General features: G+C 71.8%; 19 protein-coding genes and 1 tRNA gene. 17 read left to right on the top strand and 3 right to left on the bottom strand.

Going from position 1 to position 18,690, the window contains the following annotated elements; genetic code table 11:
• Positions 1–50: 50 nt before the first annotated feature.
• The 11 genes from ISG29_RS19215 (at position 51) to ISG29_RS19165 (ending at position 8,537) form a co-directional block, all read left to right on the top strand.
• Entirely contained in the window at positions 51–923 is an 873-nt protein-coding gene (locus ISG29_RS19215; RefSeq protein WP_456237970.1) for a ParA family protein, read from the top strand.
• Complete coding sequence (locus ISG29_RS19210; protein WP_194505070.1) at positions 908–1,258, top strand: hypothetical protein; 351 nt, start codon at positions 908–910, stop codon at positions 1,256–1,258. Before ISG29_RS19215 ends, ISG29_RS19210 begins: the two co-directional genes overlap by 16 nt.
• Complete coding sequence (locus tag ISG29_RS19205; protein WP_194505069.1) at positions 1,255–2,193, top strand: segregation and condensation protein A; 939 nt, start codon at positions 1,255–1,257, stop codon at positions 2,191–2,193. Before ISG29_RS19210 ends, ISG29_RS19205 begins: the two co-directional genes overlap by 4 nt.
• Positions 2,190–2,837 carry an SMC-Scp complex subunit ScpB gene (gene scpB / locus ISG29_RS19200; RefSeq protein WP_194505068.1) on the top strand — a complete coding sequence of 216 codons (648 nt, stop codon included), beginning with the start codon at positions 2,190–2,192 and terminating at the stop codon, positions 2,835–2,837. The genes ISG29_RS19205 and scpB overlap by 4 nt, the downstream gene beginning before the upstream one ends.
• Positions 2,834–3,604: a pseudouridine synthase gene (locus ISG29_RS19195; protein ID WP_328829888.1), complete on the top strand. Its 771-nt coding sequence runs from the start codon at positions 2,834–2,836 to the stop codon at positions 3,602–3,604. The genes scpB and ISG29_RS19195 overlap by 4 nt, the downstream gene beginning before the upstream one ends.
• 13 nt (positions 3,605–3,617) lie before the next feature.
• Complete coding sequence (gene aroH, locus ISG29_RS19190) at positions 3,618–4,001, top strand: chorismate mutase (protein ID WP_194505067.1); 384 nt, start codon at positions 3,618–3,620, stop codon at positions 3,999–4,001.
• Between the two features lie 14 nt (positions 4,002–4,015).
• Positions 4,016–4,690 carry a (d)CMP kinase gene (gene cmk, locus ISG29_RS19185; RefSeq protein WP_194505087.1) on the top strand — a complete coding sequence of 225 codons (675 nt, stop codon included), beginning with the start codon at positions 4,016–4,018 and terminating at the stop codon, positions 4,688–4,690.
• A complete protein-coding gene (locus ISG29_RS19180) occupies positions 4,687–5,451 on the top strand; it encodes a lysophospholipid acyltransferase family protein (protein ID WP_194505066.1) in 765 nt (254 codons plus the stop codon). Before cmk ends, ISG29_RS19180 begins: the two co-directional genes overlap by 4 nt.
• Entirely contained in the window at positions 5,448–6,809 is a 1,362-nt protein-coding gene (gene der / locus ISG29_RS19175) for a ribosome biogenesis GTPase Der (RefSeq protein WP_194505065.1), read from the top strand. Before ISG29_RS19180 ends, der begins: the two co-directional genes overlap by 4 nt.
• A gap of 155 nt (positions 6,810–6,964) precedes the next feature.
• Positions 6,965–8,392, top strand: a complete 1,428-nt coding sequence (locus ISG29_RS19170) for an HNH endonuclease signature motif containing protein (protein WP_194505064.1) — start codon at positions 6,965–6,967, stop codon at positions 8,390–8,392.
• Between the two features lie 71 nt (positions 8,393–8,463).
• Positions 8,464–8,537: transfer RNA gene (locus tag ISG29_RS19165), tRNA-Pro, on the top strand.
• A 59-nt stretch (positions 8,538–8,596) separates the two neighbouring features.
• Here ISG29_RS19165 and ISG29_RS19160 read toward each other — a convergent pair.
• Complete coding sequence (locus ISG29_RS19160) at positions 8,597–9,277, bottom strand: NADPH-dependent F420 reductase (protein WP_194505063.1); 681 nt, start codon at positions 9,275–9,277, stop codon at positions 8,597–8,599.
• A gap of 68 nt (positions 9,278–9,345) precedes the next feature.
• Here ISG29_RS19160 and ISG29_RS19155 point away from each other — a divergent pair, with 68 nt between their 5' ends.
• The 4 genes from ISG29_RS19155 to ISG29_RS19140 are packed head-to-tail and all read left to right on the top strand — an operon-like array spanning position 9,346 to position 12,765.
• On the top strand, positions 9,346–9,948 hold the full coding sequence (locus ISG29_RS19155) for a hypothetical protein (protein ID WP_194505062.1): 603 nt from the start codon (positions 9,346–9,348) through the stop codon (positions 9,946–9,948).
• On the top strand, positions 9,945–11,045 hold the full coding sequence (locus ISG29_RS19150) for a sigma-E factor regulatory protein RseB domain-containing protein (RefSeq protein WP_194505061.1): 1,101 nt from the start codon (positions 9,945–9,947) through the stop codon (positions 11,043–11,045). Before ISG29_RS19155 ends, ISG29_RS19150 begins: the two co-directional genes overlap by 4 nt.
• Positions 11,042–11,944, top strand: a complete 903-nt coding sequence (locus ISG29_RS19145; RefSeq protein WP_207793360.1) for an ABC transporter ATP-binding protein — start codon at positions 11,042–11,044, stop codon at positions 11,942–11,944. The genes ISG29_RS19150 and ISG29_RS19145 overlap by 4 nt, the downstream gene beginning before the upstream one ends.
• Entirely contained in the window at positions 11,941–12,765 is an 825-nt protein-coding gene (locus ISG29_RS19140; protein ID WP_194505060.1) for an ABC transporter permease, read from the top strand. Before ISG29_RS19145 ends, ISG29_RS19140 begins: the two co-directional genes overlap by 4 nt.
• Here the strand turns inward: ISG29_RS19140 and ISG29_RS19135 are convergent.
• Both ISG29_RS19135 and ISG29_RS19130 read right to left on the bottom strand, forming a co-directional pair.
• A complete protein-coding gene (locus tag ISG29_RS19135; RefSeq protein WP_194505059.1) occupies positions 12,755–13,567 on the bottom strand; it encodes a lipase family alpha/beta hydrolase in 813 nt (270 codons plus the stop codon). The two genes, ISG29_RS19140 and ISG29_RS19135, sit on opposite strands and share 11 nt — an antisense overlap.
• 15 nt (positions 13,568–13,582) lie before the next feature.
• Positions 13,583–13,906: a hypothetical protein gene (locus ISG29_RS19130; RefSeq protein WP_194505058.1), complete on the bottom strand. Its 324-nt coding sequence runs from the start codon at positions 13,904–13,906 to the stop codon at positions 13,583–13,585.
• 107 nt (positions 13,907–14,013) lie between these two features.
• On the opposite strand from ISG29_RS19130, the gene ISG29_RS19125 reads away from it, so the two are divergent.
• Positions 14,014–16,167, top strand: a complete 2,154-nt coding sequence (locus tag ISG29_RS19125; RefSeq protein WP_194505057.1) for an acyltransferase family protein — start codon at positions 14,014–14,016, stop codon at positions 16,165–16,167.
• Positions 16,168–16,230: 63 nt separating this feature from the next.
• Complete coding sequence (locus ISG29_RS19120; protein WP_194505056.1) at positions 16,231–18,636, top strand: hypothetical protein; 2,406 nt, start codon at positions 16,231–16,233, stop codon at positions 18,634–18,636.
• The last annotated feature ends 54 nt before the right edge of the window (positions 18,637–18,690 follow it).

Here is an 18,690-nt window from a genome sequence, read left to right as displayed (position 1 = left end):
CGCCCCGTGTCGCTTGGTCGACAAACCACCCTCGTCGGAAAGAGTTGCTCGTGAGTGACCCGCTGCCGTTCACCCCGCCGGCCCCGCTCGGCCCGACCGGTCGGCCGATGCCGGACCTGCCGGAGCCGCGGCCGCTGAGCGGTCACGGTCCGGCGCGCGTGATCTCCATGTGCAACCAGAAGGGCGGCGTCGGCAAGACGACGACCACCATCAACCTCGGAGCTGCGCTCGCCGAGTACGGACGCCGGATCCTGCTGGTCGACTTCGACCCCCAGGGCTCGCTGTCGGTAGGGCTGGGCCTCAACCCGCACGAGATGGACCTCACCGTCTACAACCTGCTGATGGAGCGCGACGTAGCCATCGAGGAGGTCGTGGTGCCCTCTGGCATCGAGGGGGTCGACCTGCTCCCGGCCAACATCGATCTCTCGGCGGCCGAGGTGCAGCTCGTGCACGAGGTGGCGCGCGAGCAGACCCTCCAGCGCGTGCTCGCCCCGGCCGTGGCCGACTACGACGTGATCCTCGTCGACTGCCAGCCCTCGCTGGGCCTGCTGACGGTCAACGCGCTCACCGCGAGCGACGGCGTCATCGTGCCGTTGGAGTGCGAGTACTTCGCCTTGCGCGGCGTGGCCCTGCTGAAGACGACGATCGACAAGGTGCGCGAGAGACTCAACCCGCGGCTGGCCATCGACGGCGTGCTCGGCACCATGTACGACGGCCGCACCCTGCACTCCCGCGAGGTCATGGAGCGGCTCGTGCAGGCGTGGGGCGACACGGTGTTCCACACTGTCATCCGGCGCACGGTGAAGTTCTCCGACTCCACCGTGGCCGGTGAGCCCATCACGAGCTACGCCTCGAGCTCCGCCGGTGCCGACGCCTACCGCCAGCTCGCCCGCGAGGTGGTGGCCCGATGCCTCGGCGGGTGAGCCTGCCCGGTGCCGACGACCTGTTCCGCCCCACCACTGCCGGAGAGCAGCCGGCGGAGAAGGCACCGGCCGAGAAGGCACCGGTCAAGAAGTCGCCGGCCAAGAGGGCACCGGCCAAGCCCAGCGGTCGCGTCCGGCACGACGAGAAGATGACGGTGTACGTGACCTCCGAGGAACTGCTGGCGCTCGAGCAGGCCCGGCTGCGGCTGCGCAGTGAGCACGGTCTCGGCGTCGACCGGGGCCGTCTGGTGCGCGAGGCCGTGGCCCTGGTGCTGGCCGAGTTCGAGGCCCGCGGGGAGGACAGCGCGCTCGTGCGCCGGTTGGGGCAGCCGTGAACGCCACCGAGGTGCGCGAGGGCCTCGAAGCGAGCGACGCGGGCGAGACGCCGGGCTTCGCCGTCCGGCTCGACAACTTCGAGGGCCCCTTCGACCTGCTGTTGGGCCTGATCTCCAAGCACAAGCTCGACATCACCGAGGTGTCGCTCTCACGTGTCACCGACGAGTTCATCGCGCACGTCAAGGCGATCCGTGACCGCGAGGTCGCCCAGGCGCGCGACGGCCACGGCCGGGCCGCGATCGGCGACCTGGAGGAGACCACGTCGTTCCTCCTCGTGGCGGCCACCCTGCTCGACCTCAAGGCGGCGCGGCTGCTCCCCCAGGGCGACGTCGAGGACGAAGAGGATCTCGCGCTGCTGGAGGCACGTGACCTCCTCTTCGCCCGCCTGCTCCAGTACCGCGCTTTCAAGCAGGTGGCCGCGGTGCTGGAGACCCGGTTGGCCGGCGAGATGCGCCGCCACCCGCGCGCCGTGGGACTCGACGAACGGTTCGCGAACCTGCTGCCCGAGGTGCTCATCGGCATCGGTCTCCAGCAGTTCGCGGGGCTGGCAGCCAAGGCGCTCGAGCCCAAGCCGGCCCTCGAGCTCTCGCTCCAGCACATCCATGCGCCGCAGGTGTCGGTGCGCGAGCAGGCCGGGGTGGTGGTCGACCGGCTGCGGCGCCAGGGCACCCTCACCTTCCGTGCGCTCGTGGGCGACTCGCCCGACACGCTGACCACGGTGGCGCGGTTCCTCAGCCTGCTCGAGCTGTTCCGCGAGGGGGTGGTGGGGTTCGAGCAGGTCCAGCCGCTGGGCGAGCTGACGATCCGCTGGACGGGGTCCGACGACATCAGCGCCGAGGATCTCGTCACCGACGAGTTCGACGGCATGCCCGAGCCCGCCATCCAGGATCCGAAGAGCACAGACCAGCCAGACCCGCAGGAGGAGAGCACGTGAGCGAAGCGTCGTCGGAGCAGGAGACCCTGGCCGTGCCCGTGGCCGAGCTGCGCCCTTCACTGGAGGCGGTGCTCATGGTCGCCGACCAGCCGCTGGACGCCGTCACGCTGGCCACGGCGGTCGGGCACCCGGTCGAGGACGCCGTCTCCGCGCTCCAGCTGCTCGCCGAGGAGTACACCGAGCAGGGGCGGGGTTTTGAGTTGCGCAATGTCGCCGGAGGCTGGCGCTTCTACACGCGCGAGGACTACGCCCACGTGGTCGAGGGCTTCGTGCTGGAGGGCCAGCAGGCCCGGCTCACGCAGGCAGCGCTCGAGACGCTGGCCGTGGTCGCCTACAAGCAGCCGGTCTCGCGGGCCCGGGTGTCGGCGGTACGAGGCGTGAACGTCGACGGCGTGATGCGCACCCTGCTCACCCGAGGCCTGGTCGAGGAGGCCGGTCACGACGGCGAGACGGGCGCCACGCTCTACCGCACCACCGGCTACTTCCTCGAGCGCATCGGGGTCACCTCACTCGACGAGCTGCCAGAGCTGGCCCCCTACCTGCCGGAGATGGACGATCTCGACGACGAGTTGGCCGCGGCGGCCGGTCTCACGCCGTCCACACCTGAGACCGGCCCCGAGCAGGCGCAGGAGACCAAGGCGTGAGTGGTCCCGACCTGCCGTTGGACGACGAGGGCCTGGTGCGGCTCCAGAAGCTGCTGGCCGCCTCGGGCGTCGCCTCGCGGCGCAAGTGCGAGGAGCTGATGCTGGCGGGCGAGGTGCAGGTCGACGGCGAGGTGGTGACCCGGCTGGGCACCAAGGTCGACCCGGCCGCGGCACGCATCCTGGTGTCGGGACGGCGGCTGCCACCGGTCTCGCCGCACGTGTACCTGGTGCTCAACAAGCCCCGTGGGGTCGTGTCGACGATGTCGGACCCCCAGGCGCGGCGCACGCTGGGCGACCTGGTGGCCGATCGGCCCGAGCGGCTCTTCCACGTCGGCCGGCTCGACACCGACACCTCGGGACTGATCCTGCTCACCAACGACGGCGACTTCGCGCAGCAGGTGGCGCACCCGTCGTTCGAGGTCGACAAGACCTACGTCGCCGAGGTCGACGGCGAGGTGTTCCCGCGCACGATCAAACAGCTCCTCGAGGGCGTCACCCTCGACGACGGACCGGTGCAGGTGCGCCAGGCGAAGGTGATCGCCGGGCGGCACGGTCGCAACCAGCCGGGGCGCTCGGTCGTCGAGCTGGTCATCCACGAGGGCCGCAACCGGATCGTGCGGCGGCTGCTCGAGCACGTGGGGCATCCGGTGCGTCAGCTCACCCGCACCTCGATCGGGCCGGTGCGGTTGGCCGGGCTGCGCACGGGGGAGATCCGGGAGCTGAGTGCCGGGGAGCTGGGGGACCTGCTCGAGCTTGCGGCGCTCTGAGTAGCCTCCTCCCATGGCAGTGCGAGCGATCCGAGGGGCCACGCAGCTCGAGGCCGACGTCCGTGACCACATGCTCGAGCGGGTCGCCGAGATGGTGCTGGACCTCATGGAGGCCAACGGCCTGGAGGTCGACGACTTCATCTCCGTGATCTTCACCGCGACCTCCGACCTGGTCTCGGAGTTCCCCGCCTACGCGGCGCGTCGGCTCGGCTTCGGTGAGATCCCGCTCCTGTGTGCGCGCGAGCTCGAGATCGAGAGGTCGATGCCCCGAGTGGTGCGGATGATGGCGCACGTCGAGACCGACCTCCCGCGCGCCGACATCACGCACGTGTACCTGCACGGCGCTGCCGCCTTGCGCTCGGACCTCTCGCGCGTGCGGTCGGTGCCCGACCAGTAGGCTGACGCCCCGTGATGGGGATCGTGGTGGCCGTCGACGGCACGTCGGGCTCGGGCAAGTCGAGCACCTGCCGTGGCGTCGCCTCCGCGCTGGGGCTGCGCTACCTCGACACCGGGGCGATGTATCGCGCGATGACGTGGTGGATGCTCGAGCACGGCGTCGACGTGCACGATCCCGCGGCGGTGGCCGCGCGCTGCTCCGAGCCGACGATCGAGACCGGAACCGACCCGGCGGCGCCCACCATCCACGTCGACGGCGTCGACGTGTCGGGGCCGATCCGGTCGCCGGAGGTCAACGACGCGGTATCGCCGGTGGCGGCCGTTCCCGAGGTGCGCGAGCAGCTCGTCGCTCTTCAGCGGGCGCACATCGACGAGGCCCGCGCCGGGTCCGGCATCGTGGTCGAGGGTCGCGACATCGGTTCGACGGTCGCGCCGGAGGCGCCGGTGAAGCTCTACCTCACCGCCGACCCCGCGGCGCGTGCGGCGCGTCGCGCGGCCGAGGAGGGCGGCTCCGATCTCGCCAGCACCGAGGCGAGTCTGCGTCGTCGCGACGAGATCGACTCCGGGCGCGCGGCGTCCCCACTCACGATGGCCGACGGCGCCGCCCACCTCGACACCACGCACCTCTCACTCGAGCAGGTGATCGACCAGGTGGTCTCGCTGGTCCGGGCGGTCGAGGCGGGGGCGTGAACACACGCGAGGCCGCGCACCACGAGCTGCCCCGGACCGATCGGACACCGCACCCGCACCGCTACCTGCTGCATCCGCTCCGACCGCTGGCGCGCTGGATCATCCGTCGGCGACTGCGGGTACGCCTGCACGGCACCGAGCGGGTGCCTCGCCGTGGCCCGGTCGTGTTCGCGGCCAATCACGTCGGCATCTCCGACGGTCCGTTGTTGGCCATCTTCGCGCCGCGGCCGGTGCACGCGCTGACGAAGCTCGAGATGTTCGACGGTGCCCTGGGCACCTTCCTGCTGCACTCCGGGCAGATCCCGCTCTACCGGCTCGGCCCCGACCCCTCGGCCGTGCGTGCGTGCGTGCGGGTGCTGCGCGAAGGCGGTACCGTCGGCATCTTCCCGGAGGGGCGACGAGGCTCGGGGGACATGCGGCGCTTCCACCGAGGAGCCGCCTACCTGGCGCTGGTCGCCGGCGCGTCGGTGGTGCCGGTGACCTTCTTCGGCACCCGTGACCCTGGGGGCGCGAGCGATTCGATCCCGCCCCGCGGTCGTATCGTCGACGTGGTCTTCGGCGAGCCCTACCGGGTGGAGCGCGTACCGTGGCCCCGGACCAAGGAACACGTGCGGGCCACGTCGGTGTTGCTGTGGCAGCACATGCGCGCCCAGCTCGACGCCGCGCGTTCCCTCACTGGTCGGGAGCTGCCGGGCCCACTGCCCGTGGGCGACCTGGACCCCGACCCCGCCACCGGCATCACCGACGTAGGAGCACCATGACCGACACCCCTGCCCGCCCCAGCGACACCGGGGACGACGGGCCGCTGCCGGTGCTGGCAGTCGTGGGCCGACCGAACGTCGGCAAGTCCACCCTGGTGAACCGCATCATCGGACGCCGCGAGGCCGTCGTCGAGGACGTCCCCGGCGTCACCCGCGACCGGGTCTCCTACGACGCGTCCTGGAACGGCCGCGCCTTCACAGTGGTCGACACGGGCGGTTGGGATCCTGACGCCCGTGGGCTCGCGGAGCGGATCGCGGCCCAGGCCGAGATCGCGGTGTCGCTGGCCGACGCCGTGTTGTTCGTCGTCGACGCCACGGTCGGCATCACCGACTCCGACGAGGCCGTCGTCAAGGTTCTCCGGGCCTCCGGCAAGCCGGTGGTCCTGGCCGCGAACAAGGTCGACGACGCCCGCACCGAGGCAGAGTCGTACGCGCTGTGGAACCTGGGGTTGGGGGAGCCGTGGCCGGTCTCGGCGATGCACGGCCGCGGGTCGGGCGACATGCTCGACGCCGTCCTCGCCGCACTGCCCGAGCCGCCGCCGGAGCGTGAGGCCGAGGTGGGCGGGCCACGACGCATCGCGATCGTGGGCAAGCCGAACGTCGGCAAGTCCTCCCTGCTCAACAAGCTGGCCGGGTCCGAGCGGGTCGTCGTCGACAATGTCGCCGGCACCACGGTCGACCCCGTCGACGAGCTGATCGAGCTGGGTGGTCGCACGTGGCGGTTCATCGACACCGCCGGACTGCGCAAGCGGGTCAAGGAGGCCTCCGGGCACGAGTACTACGCCTCGCTGCGCACCAGCACCGCCATCGACCGTGCGGAGGTCGCGGTGTTGGTGATCAACGGCGGCGAGAGCATCTCCGAGCAGGACGTACGCATCCTCCAGACCGTGCGCGAGGCCGGTCGAGCCCTGGTGATCGCGTTCAACAAGTGGGATCTGGTCGACGAGGAGCGCCGCTACTACCTCGAGCGTGAGGTCGAGCGCGACCTGGTGCAGGTGAGCTGGGCGCCTCGCATCAACGTCACCGCCCGCACCGGCTGGCACGTCGATCGGCTCGTACCCGCCCTCGACAAGGCGCTCGAGGGCTGGGAGACCCGCGTTGGCACCGGGGCCCTGAACACGTTCCTCGGTCGCATGGTGGCCGAGCACCCCCACCCGGTGCGCGGCGGCAAGCAGCCGAAGATCCTCTTCGGCACCCAGGCGTCCACGGCGCCGCCGACCTTCATCCTCTTCACCTCCGGCAAGCTCGACGCCGGCTACGAGCGGTTCGTCGAGCGACGGCTGCGCGAGGAGTTCGGCTTCGTCGGCACGCCGATCGTGCTCCAGCAGCGGCCTCGGGAGAAGCGCAAGCGCAGCTAGAGCTCGGTGGTCGAGCACGAGCGCCAGCCGGTGGTTGAGCCGGGAGGAGCGCCAGCGACGAGCGCGTCGAAACCCCGTAACGGTCAAGGCAACATCTTCTCCACAGTTCGCTGTCGGACCTTTTGATAGAACAGGTGTTCGACTAGAATCGGGTCATGACCACGGCTTCCGCACCCCAGCCCTCAGGGCTGTTGAGCGCTGCGGTGTCGGCGCAACGCGAAGCGCAGGCCGCCGAGGCCCGTCTGTGGGACGCGGCCGCGGAGTGGTGTGCCGCGCACGCCGAGGGTCACGTGCCGGACTGTGTCGCCGGCGGCCCGCTGGGCATCGTCACCGACGAGCTCCTGGCGGCCTATGAGGTCGAGGGTGGTGACCGGCTCGTCGGTGCCGGTGGGCCGGGGACGCCGTTGGTGGCGGAGTTCGCGATCATCGAGCTCGCCACCGCGCTCGGTCGCTCCGATCCTTCGGGTCGGGCGTTCGTGGGGGCGGTGATGGAGACCCGCTTCCGCCTCCCCCTGCTCTGGTCGGCGATGACCTCGGGGCGGGTAGCTCCGTGGCGGGTCCGCAGGATTGCGGAGGAGACCATGCGCCTCGGACCCGAGGCTGCTGGGTTCGTGGACCGGATGATCACCCCGGTCGCGCACAAGACCGGGCTCCGAGCCCTCGACGGGCTCGTCGCGGACGCGATCGCCCGGTACGAGCCCGAGACCGCTGAGGCCGACCTCGCCGACGCCCACGCCGTCAAGCACGTGACGATCGAGCTCGACCAACCCGGTCAGGGCGCGGTGTGTGCCTTCGACGGCCTGGTCCGGCTCGATGGCCTCATGGACCGGGCTGATGCCGAGGATCTCGACTACGCCCTCCGCCACCTCGCCGCCGAACAAGCCGTCCTCGGCTCACCCCTGGAGCTCGGTGAGCGACGTGCTGCTGCGTTGGGTCAGCTCGCGAGGAACCAGACCATGCTCGACCTGACCGGCACAGCGGCGACGGCGAAGCCCACCACGGTGCCCGCCCGGCAGCTCGTGCTGCACGTACGCCTCTCGGCCGCAGCGATCCACGCCGCCACCGACTCCGGCGGCGTGGAGCAGATCGACCCGGCTACCAATGCCCTCAGTCTCCACCTGGCCCGGGTCTCCACCGACACCGGCGCGCACCGCGCGACCGTTACCGCGGAGCAGGTCGCCACGTGGGCCGGCAACCCCGACACCCAGGTGGTCGTGAGGCCGGTCGTCGACCTGGCCGAGACCGTCGCCGTCGATGCCTACGAGGTACCCGACCGGATCGCGTTCCGGGTCAAGGAGCAGCGTCAGACCTGCGCGTTCCCCTTCTGCCAACGGTCAGCGATGCGGGTCGACCTCGACCACATCGACGAATACGTACCCATGTCCGACGGCGGGCCGCCCGGCCAGACCAGCACCGACACGTTGGCGCCGTTGTGCCGCACCCACCACCGAGCCAAGACCCACCCCAGTCAGAACCAGAAGCGGTGGCGCTACCGGCGCATCCGCTCCGGGTTCTATCTATGGACCAGTCCCCACGGCCGCTACTTCCTCGTCGACCCCGACGGCACCGAACACCTCACCTGACCCGGATTGCGAACGGCGGACCGCGGTGCGCTATCGTCACAGCCGCCTCGTCGCGCACGCTGCGGGGTGTTCGGGCTGTGGCGCAGCTTGGTAGCGCACTTGACTGGGGGTCAAGGGGTCGCAGGTTCAAATCCTGTCAGCCCGACCGAGTTCTTGCAGGTCAGAGGCGGGCTCCACCGAGGTGGAGCCCGCCTCTGTCGCTCTTTAGCGGATACTGCTGTCCGCCTGCGCGAGCAGCGGCTCGAGGTCGGAGCGCGTGGCGGCCCGGGGGTGCTCGAAGTTGCCGTCGACGGCGTAGGCACCGGCGTAGGCAGGCTGGTCGCGCTGGAAGCGCCAACTGTCGGCAAGACTGCCGGTGTCGAAGGTGTCGTAGCCGATCGCGTCGAAGAACGCGGCGACGCGAGCCTTCGCGTCGGCGTCGTCACCGGCGATCATCAGCGTGGCACGGTCCTCAGCACCCGAGGGGCGCTGGAGCGAGCCGAGGTGCTTGAAGAAGATGTTGTTGAAGCCCTTGACCACCGAGGCGCCGGGCAGCTGCTGGGCGACCAGCTCGCTGGTGGTGGCCTGCTTGTCGTCGAGGGCGGCGATCGCGCCGTCGCGCTCGGGGTAGTAGTTGCACGTGTCGATCACGGTCTTACCGGCCAGTTGGTCGGCGGGCAGTCCGTCGATCTTTCCGAGCGGGATCGTGACCACCACGAGGTCGCCTGCCACGGCGGCGTCTGCTGCGCTCGCCGCTCGGGCCCGGGGGCCGAGGTCCGTCGCGAGGTCTGCCAGCGTCTCGGGTCCACGCGAGTTCGAGACGACCACGTCGTACCCCGCGTCGACCGCGAGCCGCGCGACCGTGCTGCCGATGTTGCCACTGCCGATGAGTCCGATCGTTGTCATGCTCGGTGCAAGGTCCGCCAACCCGACGACATTCCCCAGGCGTTCGCCCGCGCGGGCACACTGAGCGGGTGCAGCAGTCTTCCTCCGGACGTGCGACCGCGACCTTCCCGGCGGTGGTGTTCGTCGCCACGTTCGCCGGCCTGCTGGCTGCGGTGCTGGTGCCGACCGAGGCAACGCGCGGTCAGTTCGTCGACAAGGGCTGGGCCATACGGCTAGGGGCCTACCCGACGCTGATGCTGCTCCCGGTGATCGTCTGGTGGCTCGCCACCCGCCGGGCGGGAGCCCGTGCGCGCGCCCCTTGGACGGCCTTCGGTCTGGTGATGCTGCCCTTCGCCTCCGACGTGGCCGGCAACTGGCTCGACCTGTTCCGCCGCGTCTCCTGGTGGGACGACGCGAGCCACGCCGTGCACTGGTTCCTCCTCCTGCTCGGCCTGGGCCTGCTCGTCGCCGACCGAGTGCGACCGCGCTGGGTGCTGGTGCCGCTGGTGACCGGGAGCGGCTGCCTCCTCGCACTGCTCTGGGAGCTGGGGGAGTACCTGCTCTTCATCCAGCACGGCAAGGAGGCCGGCGGCGCCTACCGCGACACCCTCGGGGATCTGACGCTGGGCACCGGTGGCGCACTGCTCGCAGGCCTGCTGCTGGGCTGGGGCACGTACCGTCGGAGCACATGACGCGAGGACGGGGCACGGGGCGCCGCTGGCTGCTCGTGGCCCTGGTCGCCCTGGCCCTGACCGCGGGTCCACCGCTCGCCCGCGCCGTGCCCACCCGTCCGGTCGACATTGACGCCGGCACCCTCCTCGGGCGCGTCCAGGCCGCCGAGGACCGGCCCTGGTCGGGACTGGTGGAGACCACGGGCACGCTCGCGCTTCCCGACGCCGACCAGTTCAGCGACGTCGCCGCCCTGTTCGGCGGCAGCACACGGATGCGGGTCTGGTGGCGGGACGCGGATCACTGGCGGGTCGACCAGCTCTCGACCTCCGGCGAGCAGGACCTGGTGCGCACCGGTGACCGCACGGTGCGTTGGGATTACGAGCGGCTCCAGGCGCGATTCGGGGAGGAACCCTCGGTGCGGCTGCCGCGCGCCGCGGACCTGCTGCCCACCGAGCTCGCCGCCCGGATGCTGCGCGGCGCCGGCCCGGACGACGTGACCCGGCTGCCCGCCAGGCGGGTGGCAGACCGCACCGCCCCCGGGCTGCGGCTCGTGCCGGCCTCACCGCGCACCACCATCGACCACGTGGACGTCTGGGCCGACGCCGACACGGGGTTGCCGCTGCGGGTCGAGGTGTACGACGCATCCGGTCGCTTCCTGACGAGCGAGGCGGTCGACGTGGACCTGGCGACGCCGTCTGAGGCCCGGGTGTCGTTCACGACCCCGCCGGGGGCCGGCGTCGAGCGCGACGACGTGCTCGACATCGCTGACGCAGCGAACCAGTACGCGCCACTGATCGCCCCGCAGCGCGCCGGCGGGCTGGAGGCCGACGGGTCCAACGGCGCCGTGGGCGTCTACGGCACCGGTCCCGAGCAGGTGGTCGCCATCCCGCTGCGCGACCGCGAGGCCGATGCGCTGCGCGACCAGCTCGGCGTGACCCCGGGCGCGCGGCAGGGCGCAACCGGCACCCGGGTGACCGTGGGGCCGCTCGGCGTCCTGCTCACCGGCGCAGAGGGAGAGGGCGGGCTGCTGGTGGCCGGCACCGTGACGCCCCCGACGCTGCACGCCGTCGCCCGTGACGTCATCGCCGGCTACCAGTACGTGGGCGTGCCGCAATGAAGGTGATCCGCACCGAGGGCCTGACCAAGCGGTTCGGTCGCATCACCGCTGTCGACGGTGTCGGGCTCGACGTGCGCGAGGGTGACGTGTTCGGCTTCCTGGGGGCCAACGGATCCGGCAAGACGACCACCGTGCGGATGCTGCTCGGCCTGGTCCTGCCGACCTCCGGCACCGTCGAGGTGCTGGGGGAACCCATGCCGGCGCGACGAGCCAGTGTGCTGCCCCAGGTGGGTGCGCTGGTGGAGGGCCCCGCCGCACCGCCGCACCTCTCCGGCCGCCGCCACCTCGCCCTGCTCGACGCCGCCGGTCCCGGGTCGCGCCGGACCGGCCGCGCTGGACGGGTCGACGACGCCCTCGAGCAGGTCGGTCTCGGTGGGGTCGATCGCCGCCCCGTGCGCACCTACTCCCTCGGCATGCGCCAACGGCTGGGGCTGGCCGCGGCCCTCATGCGCCGGCCCCGTCTCCTGGTGCTCGACGAGCCCACCAACGGCCTGGACCCGGCCGGCATCCAGGAGATCCGTCGGCTGCTGCTCGACCTGAACGCGGCCGGCACCACGGTGCTGGTCTCCAGCCACCTACTCAGCGAGATCGAGCGCACCTGTACCCGCGTCGGGGTGCTGCACGCTGGCCGGCTGGTGCTCCAGGACGACCTGGCGTCCGTCTGTGGCCCGACGGGACTCCTCGTCGTCGACACCCCCGACCCCCACCTCGCCGCGCGCCTGCTGGTCGGGCGGGTCGAGGCGGTCGACGGGGAGAGGCTGCTCGTGCGGGACCAGGACGCCGCCTCGGTCAACGCCGCCCTGGTGGGCGCCGGAGTGCCGGTGCGCTCGCTGCACGCTCAACGACGCAGCCTCGAGGACGTCGTCCTGGATGCCACCTCCCGGCAGGCGATCGCATGATCAGAGTCGAGCTGGTCTCCCTGCTGCGCAGTCGTCGCACCTGGGCCACCATCGCCCTGGTCGACGCCCTACCGGTCATCGTGGCGGTCCTGTTGGCGGTCACCGACCTCGGGCCCCGCCCCGGCACCGGGCCCGCGTTCCTCTCCGCGGTGCTCACCGACGGCACTCTCTACCCCCTCGCCGCCCTGGCCATCGTGCTACCGCTCTTCCTGCCGATCGCCGTGGCCGTGTTCGCAGGGGAGGCGATCGCGGGCGAGGCCCAGCAGGGCACCCTGCGGTACCTGTTGCTGCGACCGGTGGGGCGCACGCATCTCCTGATCGCGAAGCTGGTGGGCGTCATGGCCTTCGTGGTGCTCACCGTGCTCGTGGTGGCGGCGACCGCCTACCTGCTGGGCATCGGTCTGCTCGGCCACCAGTCGGTGACGGCGAGCGCCCCGGGCACCGCCAGCGTCTCGGGCACCTCGCTGAGCACCCCGGAGCTCGTGGCGCGCACGTTCGCGGCGCTCGGCTACGCCATGCTGTGCATGCTCGGCGTCGCGTCGGTGGCGTTGTTCGCCTCGACCCTGGTGCGCTCTCCACTGGCTGCCGCCATGGGCGCTCTCGCGCTGCTGGTCGGGTCGACGCTGCTGCTCACGCTCGACGCAGCCGATCCGCTCAAGCCCTACCTGCTGACCCGCTACTGGCTCGCCTTCGTCGACCTCTTCCGCGATCCGATCCTCTGGCACGACCTCGTGCGCGGCGTGCTGCTCCAGCTCGGCTATGTCGTCGTCTTCCTCGGTGCGGCGTGGGCGAACTTCGCGACGAAGGACATCAGCGACTAGCGTTGTGACAGACCTCGGGGCCAGGCAGCGCAGCCTGCGACCCGGACAGCACGGCCTGGACGACGCCGACGACCACGGGGTCGCGGGGCACGTCGGGGTGGGCCACGGTCTCATCGGGGCAGAGATCCTGAAGGCGGAGGTCGAGTGCGCCCGCCAGGACGCCGGACGATGCGGGGACGACCGTGCGGTCGTCCGCCGTCCACAGCGCCACCCACTGCGGGCCGGACGGGGTCTCGTCCCCGGCGTTCAGGGCGCGCAGCAGGGTGGAGTCGGGAGCGAGCTGCTGGCAGGCCTCGGGGCAGGCCCGGCTCCCGAGGGATCCGGCCAGGGCGGCCAGATCGGTGCCGTGATGCGGCGAGGCGAGGGTGACCGCCCGGCGCACGGTCGAACCGCCGCCCAGGTCGGCGACGTAGAGGCGCACGACCACCCCTCCGGCGGAGTAGCCGACGAGATCGACCGAGTCCGCACCGGTCTCGTCGAGGGCTTGGCCCACCGCATCCGCCAGGTGCTCGGCCTGAGCGTCCAGATCCCCGGTGCCACCGTCGGGCGGGCGCACCAGCCGAACCTCGCGGCCCTCTCGCTCGAGCGCCGACCCCAGCACCTCCAGCGACGAGGTCGAGCCACCGTAGCCCGGCACCAGCAGCACCGGTCCCGGACGGTCCTGCGCCACCGGCCGCACGTCGTCCCGGCCTTGCAGCACCACCGCCACCACCCCCGCGGCGACGAGCACGGCGAGGAGGCCGAAGGCGGCCGCGACGGTGCGCCGGCGGGCCGGGGCGAGATGGCTCAGAGGCGAGGGCACCGGAGGCGCCGCCGGCTAGAAGGTGGCGTCGGAACGGTCGGCCAGTGCGTGCGCCGCGCCGGCCGCCACCGCCGTGACGGTGAGGACGGACGGCCAGGCGCCCAGCTTCTTGGCCAGCGGGTGGGAGGCGCCGAACGCGGCGAGGTAGGTGCCCAGGAGCACCCCCATCACGCCCGGGCCCGAGGTCTCGCGCCACGAGCGGGCGGCGACGGCACCGCCAGCGGCCAGCACGGCCCCGCCCAGGGCACGATGGCCGCTGTAGCGGGCCGCCGCGAATCCGCCGACGAGGCCGGCCGCCACGACGGGAGCTGTGGGAATGCGGTCGAGGTGGTCGTCCATGACCCCAACCTAGCCACGCACCCCAGCGCGCAGCCTCGAGGCGCAGACAGCGCACCGTGAGGACCCCGCCCGCCCGGTGCCCGAGGTCGTGACCCAGGGTAGAGGTGATGTCATCCAAGGTTCCCGCCTCCCAGCGCCCGGCCGCCGCCCCCTCCCACTTCCGCGCCGACGTCCAGGGCCTGCGCGCCGTGGCCGTGCTGTGCGTCGTGATCTCGCACGCCGGGGTACGACACCTCAGCGGCGGCTACGTCGGGGTCGACGTCTTCTTCGTGATCTCCGGCTTCTTGATCACGCAGCTGCTCTGGCGCGAGATCGCCTCCACGGGCTCGGTCTCGTTGAGTCGGTTCTGGTCGCGGCGCGCGCGCCGGATCCTTCCCGCCGCCACGGTCGTACTGGTCGGCACGGCCCTCGCCTCTGCGCTCTGGCTGGGGCCGGTCGAGGCCCCGGGCGCGCTGGGGAGCCTGGTCTGGGCGGCGCTGTTCGCGGAGAACGTGCATGCCGCGGTCTCCGGCACCGACTACTTCGACCAAGGTCTGGAACACTCGCCGGTCCAGCACTACTGGTCCCTCTCGGTCGAGGAGCAGTTCTACATCGTCTGGCCGCTGCTGATCCTCGCCGTCGTGCTGCTGGCGCGACGCCGACGCGCGCCGCACGGGGATCTCCAGCGGGCGCTGCGTACCGCGCTGGCCGTCGTCGTGGCCCTCACGGTCTGTGCGAGTCTCGCGTGGTCGGTCTACGCCACGCACACCTCACCCGCCACCGCCTACTTCTCGACCTTCACGCGGGCGTGGGAATTGGCCCTCGGCGCCGCCAGCGCCTTGGCGCTCGAGGCGCTGGGCGAGCGGCGCCTACCCCGACCGGTCGCCGCCGGGCTGGGGCTGGCGGGCCTGGGCGCGATCGCCGTGGCCGCGCTGGCCTTCACCCCGCAGACCCCCTTTCCCGGTGTGGCCGCGCTGCTGCCCGTGCTCGGCACGACGGCCGTGCTGGTGGCGGGCACGGGCCGGCCCCGGCTGCCGGCCGGCCGCCTGCTCACCCTGCCCGGCATGCGCACCGTCGGCGACTGGTCCTACGCGCTCTACCTCTGGCACTGGCCGGTGCTGATGATCGCCGCGACCTACGCCGGGCGTCCGCTGCGCCTGAGCGAGAAGGCCGTCGTGCTGGCGCTGGCGCTGGTCCTGGCGGCCGCCACCACCTCGTGGGTGGAGCGGCCCTTCCGTCGCGGTCGGCTCTGGAGGCGCCCACGGCTGCCCATGGTCTTGTACCCCGTGAGCCTCGTGCTCGTGCTGGCGTCGGCCGGGGCCGCCCGCGCCTACGTCGAGCACGGGCCCCTGCGCTCCGGCTCGCCGTCCCCCACGGCTCTCGGGCGGGGCTGGGAGCAGCGGTACGACACGCAGTCGCGTGCCATCGCCCTGGTGCGCGCCTCCCTCGAGGCGGCCCGCCAGGGCGCACGCACCCCCGAGCCGCTCGCGCCGCCGCTCACGAAGCTGCGTGCCTCCGTGGCCGATGTCGGCGACTGCGACTACCGCGACGAGAGCCTGCGCGACCTCTGCCCGCGCGGCGACGTCGACGGTGAGCGGACGATGGTGGTGCTCGGCGACTCCCACGGGCGCCACTGGATCCCGGCGTTGGAGCCGATCGCGGCCAGCAGCGGCTACCGCGTGTACTTCCTGGTCAAGCCGCAGTGCGTGCCCGCGGCCTTCACCGCGCTCCAAGACGGTCGCCCCTTCACCGCCTGCACCCGCTTCAACGAGTGGGCTCGGGAGCAGGTGGCGCGCCTGCAGCCCGATGTCACCGTCGTCTCCACCTCGCCGGGCACCACCCGCGGCCTGGTGGCCGACGGCCGGCCCGTCACCGATCCCGACCAGGTGCGTCCCGTGGCGCTGCGCGGCTACGTCTCGATGCTGCGCGAGGTGGGCGCGGCCTCCGGCCACACCGTGCTGATCGAGGACGTCCCCAACCGCAACGGCGACATCGGGGCGTGCCTCACGAGCGGGAACCCGCTGCTGCGACCCTGCATCGCTCACGAGTCGGCCCAGCACCTCGACGCGATCCGGCTCCAGCGTGCCGCGGCCAGGCGGGCCGGGGCAGACACGATCAGTCCGCGGCGCTGGTTCTGCGACGGCTCCTGCCCGCCCGTGATCGGCTCCTTCGTGCCCTTCCGCGACGGTGGACACATCACCGTGCCGTACGCGCGCCACCTGGCTGCCCCGCTCGCCCGTGCGCTCGCCTCCACCACGGGCGAAGAGTTCACCGCGCCGTAACGCGTCCTCGGTAACCCGCCGATCCCTGCGTCGTTAGGCGGGCAAAGCCTGAGAGGACTATGAATGCGCAAGCTCGCCGGTCTGCTGCTCGCCAGCGTGACCTCCGTCGTCATCGTCGTGACCTCCGTGGCCTACGCCGCGCCGACATCGTCCCCGACCCCTGCGATGCACTTCGCGGACGGGAACATCCCGTCCGAGTGCATCGTCGACCGGGATCCGATCAACCCCGACAACCACTGCTACCACATGAAGGTCGGGCTGAACGGGCTCGATACGCCGAAGGTCGACGTCGACGTGCTCATCCCGGTCTCACCGGACGCCGAGCGGGACATGCGCATCGCCTCGCAGTCGGTGCAGATGTGGGACGACGGACTGCACTACCTGGCGAAGCAGGAGGGTCTGACGTGGTTGAACGACGGCTTCGAGATGGACGTGCGCACCCACCAGGTGGTCGTCGACTCCGACGGTGCGCTCCAAGAGCCTCTCGACCTCGTCGACCCCGAGATCGTCGTGATCGTGTCGAACCCGGCCGGCGGCATCGGGATCGGCATCGACCCGGCCTACTTCGCCGGTGAGCTGGGGCTGCTGGACGGCGGCGACGTGCCGTGCGCCGAGATCGAGAACCCGATGAGCATGAGCACCTGGCAGGGCATGAAGGGCTTCGACCAGCACGGAGGAGAGCCGGGCGGCGTCTACGTGCAGGACTGCGGCGGCGTCGGCGGCAACGTGTGCTTCGCCGTGAACGGCGCGATCGACCCGGTGCCGGGTGCCACCGACTTCTTCCCGCTCTTCGACCTGGTGAGCCACGAGTTCGGACACTGCCTGACGCTGGGCCACGTCGGTGACGGCGCCGACGGCCCGTGGGGGCCGACGCCGACCAACGACATCATGGCCTACAGCACCGACCCGCCCCTGGTGAACAAGTGCGTCTCCAGCCTCGACCTCGAGGGCTTCGCCCTGCGGATGAGCCGGTACCTCGACGTCGACGGCAACGGAAAGGTCGACCAGCACGACCTGCTCGTCCCGAACGACGTCGAGGGCGACGCGTCGAACTCCTTCCAGGTGCAGCACCCGGCCGACCACACCTACGCCTCGTCGACCGGCGACGCCCGCGACTGCCCGCAGCCCGACCTCTCGGCCACCCCGTTGGCCGAAGGCGACTTCATGCCGAAGCCCGAGGCCACGACGAAGCCGCAGTTGAAGATCAAGGGCGCGAGCCGGCGCGGTGGCGTCCTGCGGATCACCGGTGTCGCCCGGCACCGACCCCTCGGCAAGCAACCCACGGCCACGAAGGCCGTGCGCAAGGACGCCAGCGGCGACTCCTACTCGCCCATCACCGATCTCCAGGGTCTCGACGTGCAGGTGAGCCGTGGCGCCATCGACGCGACGCTGAAGGTGGGCCGGCTCTGGCCGGTGACCGTCGGCACCTCGCTGGTGGCCTACAGCCTGAACATCGACGGTCGACGGCTCGACTCGTTCATCCCGACGGGCAGCACCGACGGTGAGGTCGTCGTGATGGACAACGGCACCGGCTACTACCTGCCCGCCGGCACCGCGACCTGGGACTTCGACACCGACACCGTGCGCTTCCACGTGCGCCGTGACTACCTGGCCGACCAGCAGATCACCGCGCCCTACAACGTGTACGGCGTCACGGGGTACCACGCGCGCTCCAACGACTGGATCGCCAACGACGACCTCGTGCCCGACGCGCGCAACCTCGACCTGGCCGGCCCGCGCATGACGCGCGAGACCCGCGACGCGCCGCGTGCCACGAAGGTCACAACCGCCACGGAGCAGCTCGGCACCGGCACCTTCACGAGCTCGGACAGCACCCTCGGCGTCGGCCTCGTCAGCGCTGTCGACGGACGCGACTACGTGCCGGTCCCGGTGCGCAAGCAGTCGTCGGTGCTGGTCACGCTCACGTGGACCGGCGAGGCGTCGATGGATCTCACCGTGGGCGGCGGCTCCGGGCAGGAGGTCATCGAGACCGACGACCCGAACACGATCCAGGTGCTCGTGCCCTGGGCCCGTCGCGACCTCGTCGCCACCGTCGACCCGCAGGAGATCTACGGGACGGCCAGCTACACCCTCACCGCGAGAACCACGACCCTGGTGGCGGACCGCGACGGCGACGGCGTCTACGACGTGGCCGACGCGTGCCCGACACGGCGCGGACCCGCCTCGGCCGCCGGATGCGGCGACCGCGACCACGACACCTACCTCGACACGGCCGACCGCTGCCCACGAGTGGCGGGCGACGACGGCTTCGGCTGCCCTCGCCGTGACGGTGAGCGGGTCGTGGCGCTGGTCGACGGCAAGCGCGTTGCTGCCCGACCCGTCGTCACCTCGCGCGGCAGCTACCGGGTCACGCTCGCCGAGCGCGTCCGCGGGCGGGTCGACCGGGTCACGCTGGTCTGGTACGACGGCGCGAAGGTGCTCGCCCGCGCGACCCGTCGCCTGCACTGACCCGGCACTCGCCCCACACCGGGGACCGACCGGGCAGGATGGCCGGGCAGGATG

Origin of the sequence: Nocardioides acrostichi, from assembly GCF_015319165.1 — a bacterium.
Taxonomy (GTDB): Bacteria; Actinomycetota; Actinomycetes; order Propionibacteriales; family Nocardioidaceae; genus Nocardioides; species Nocardioides acrostichi.
This window is presented reverse-complemented; position numbering and strand designations above follow the sequence as displayed.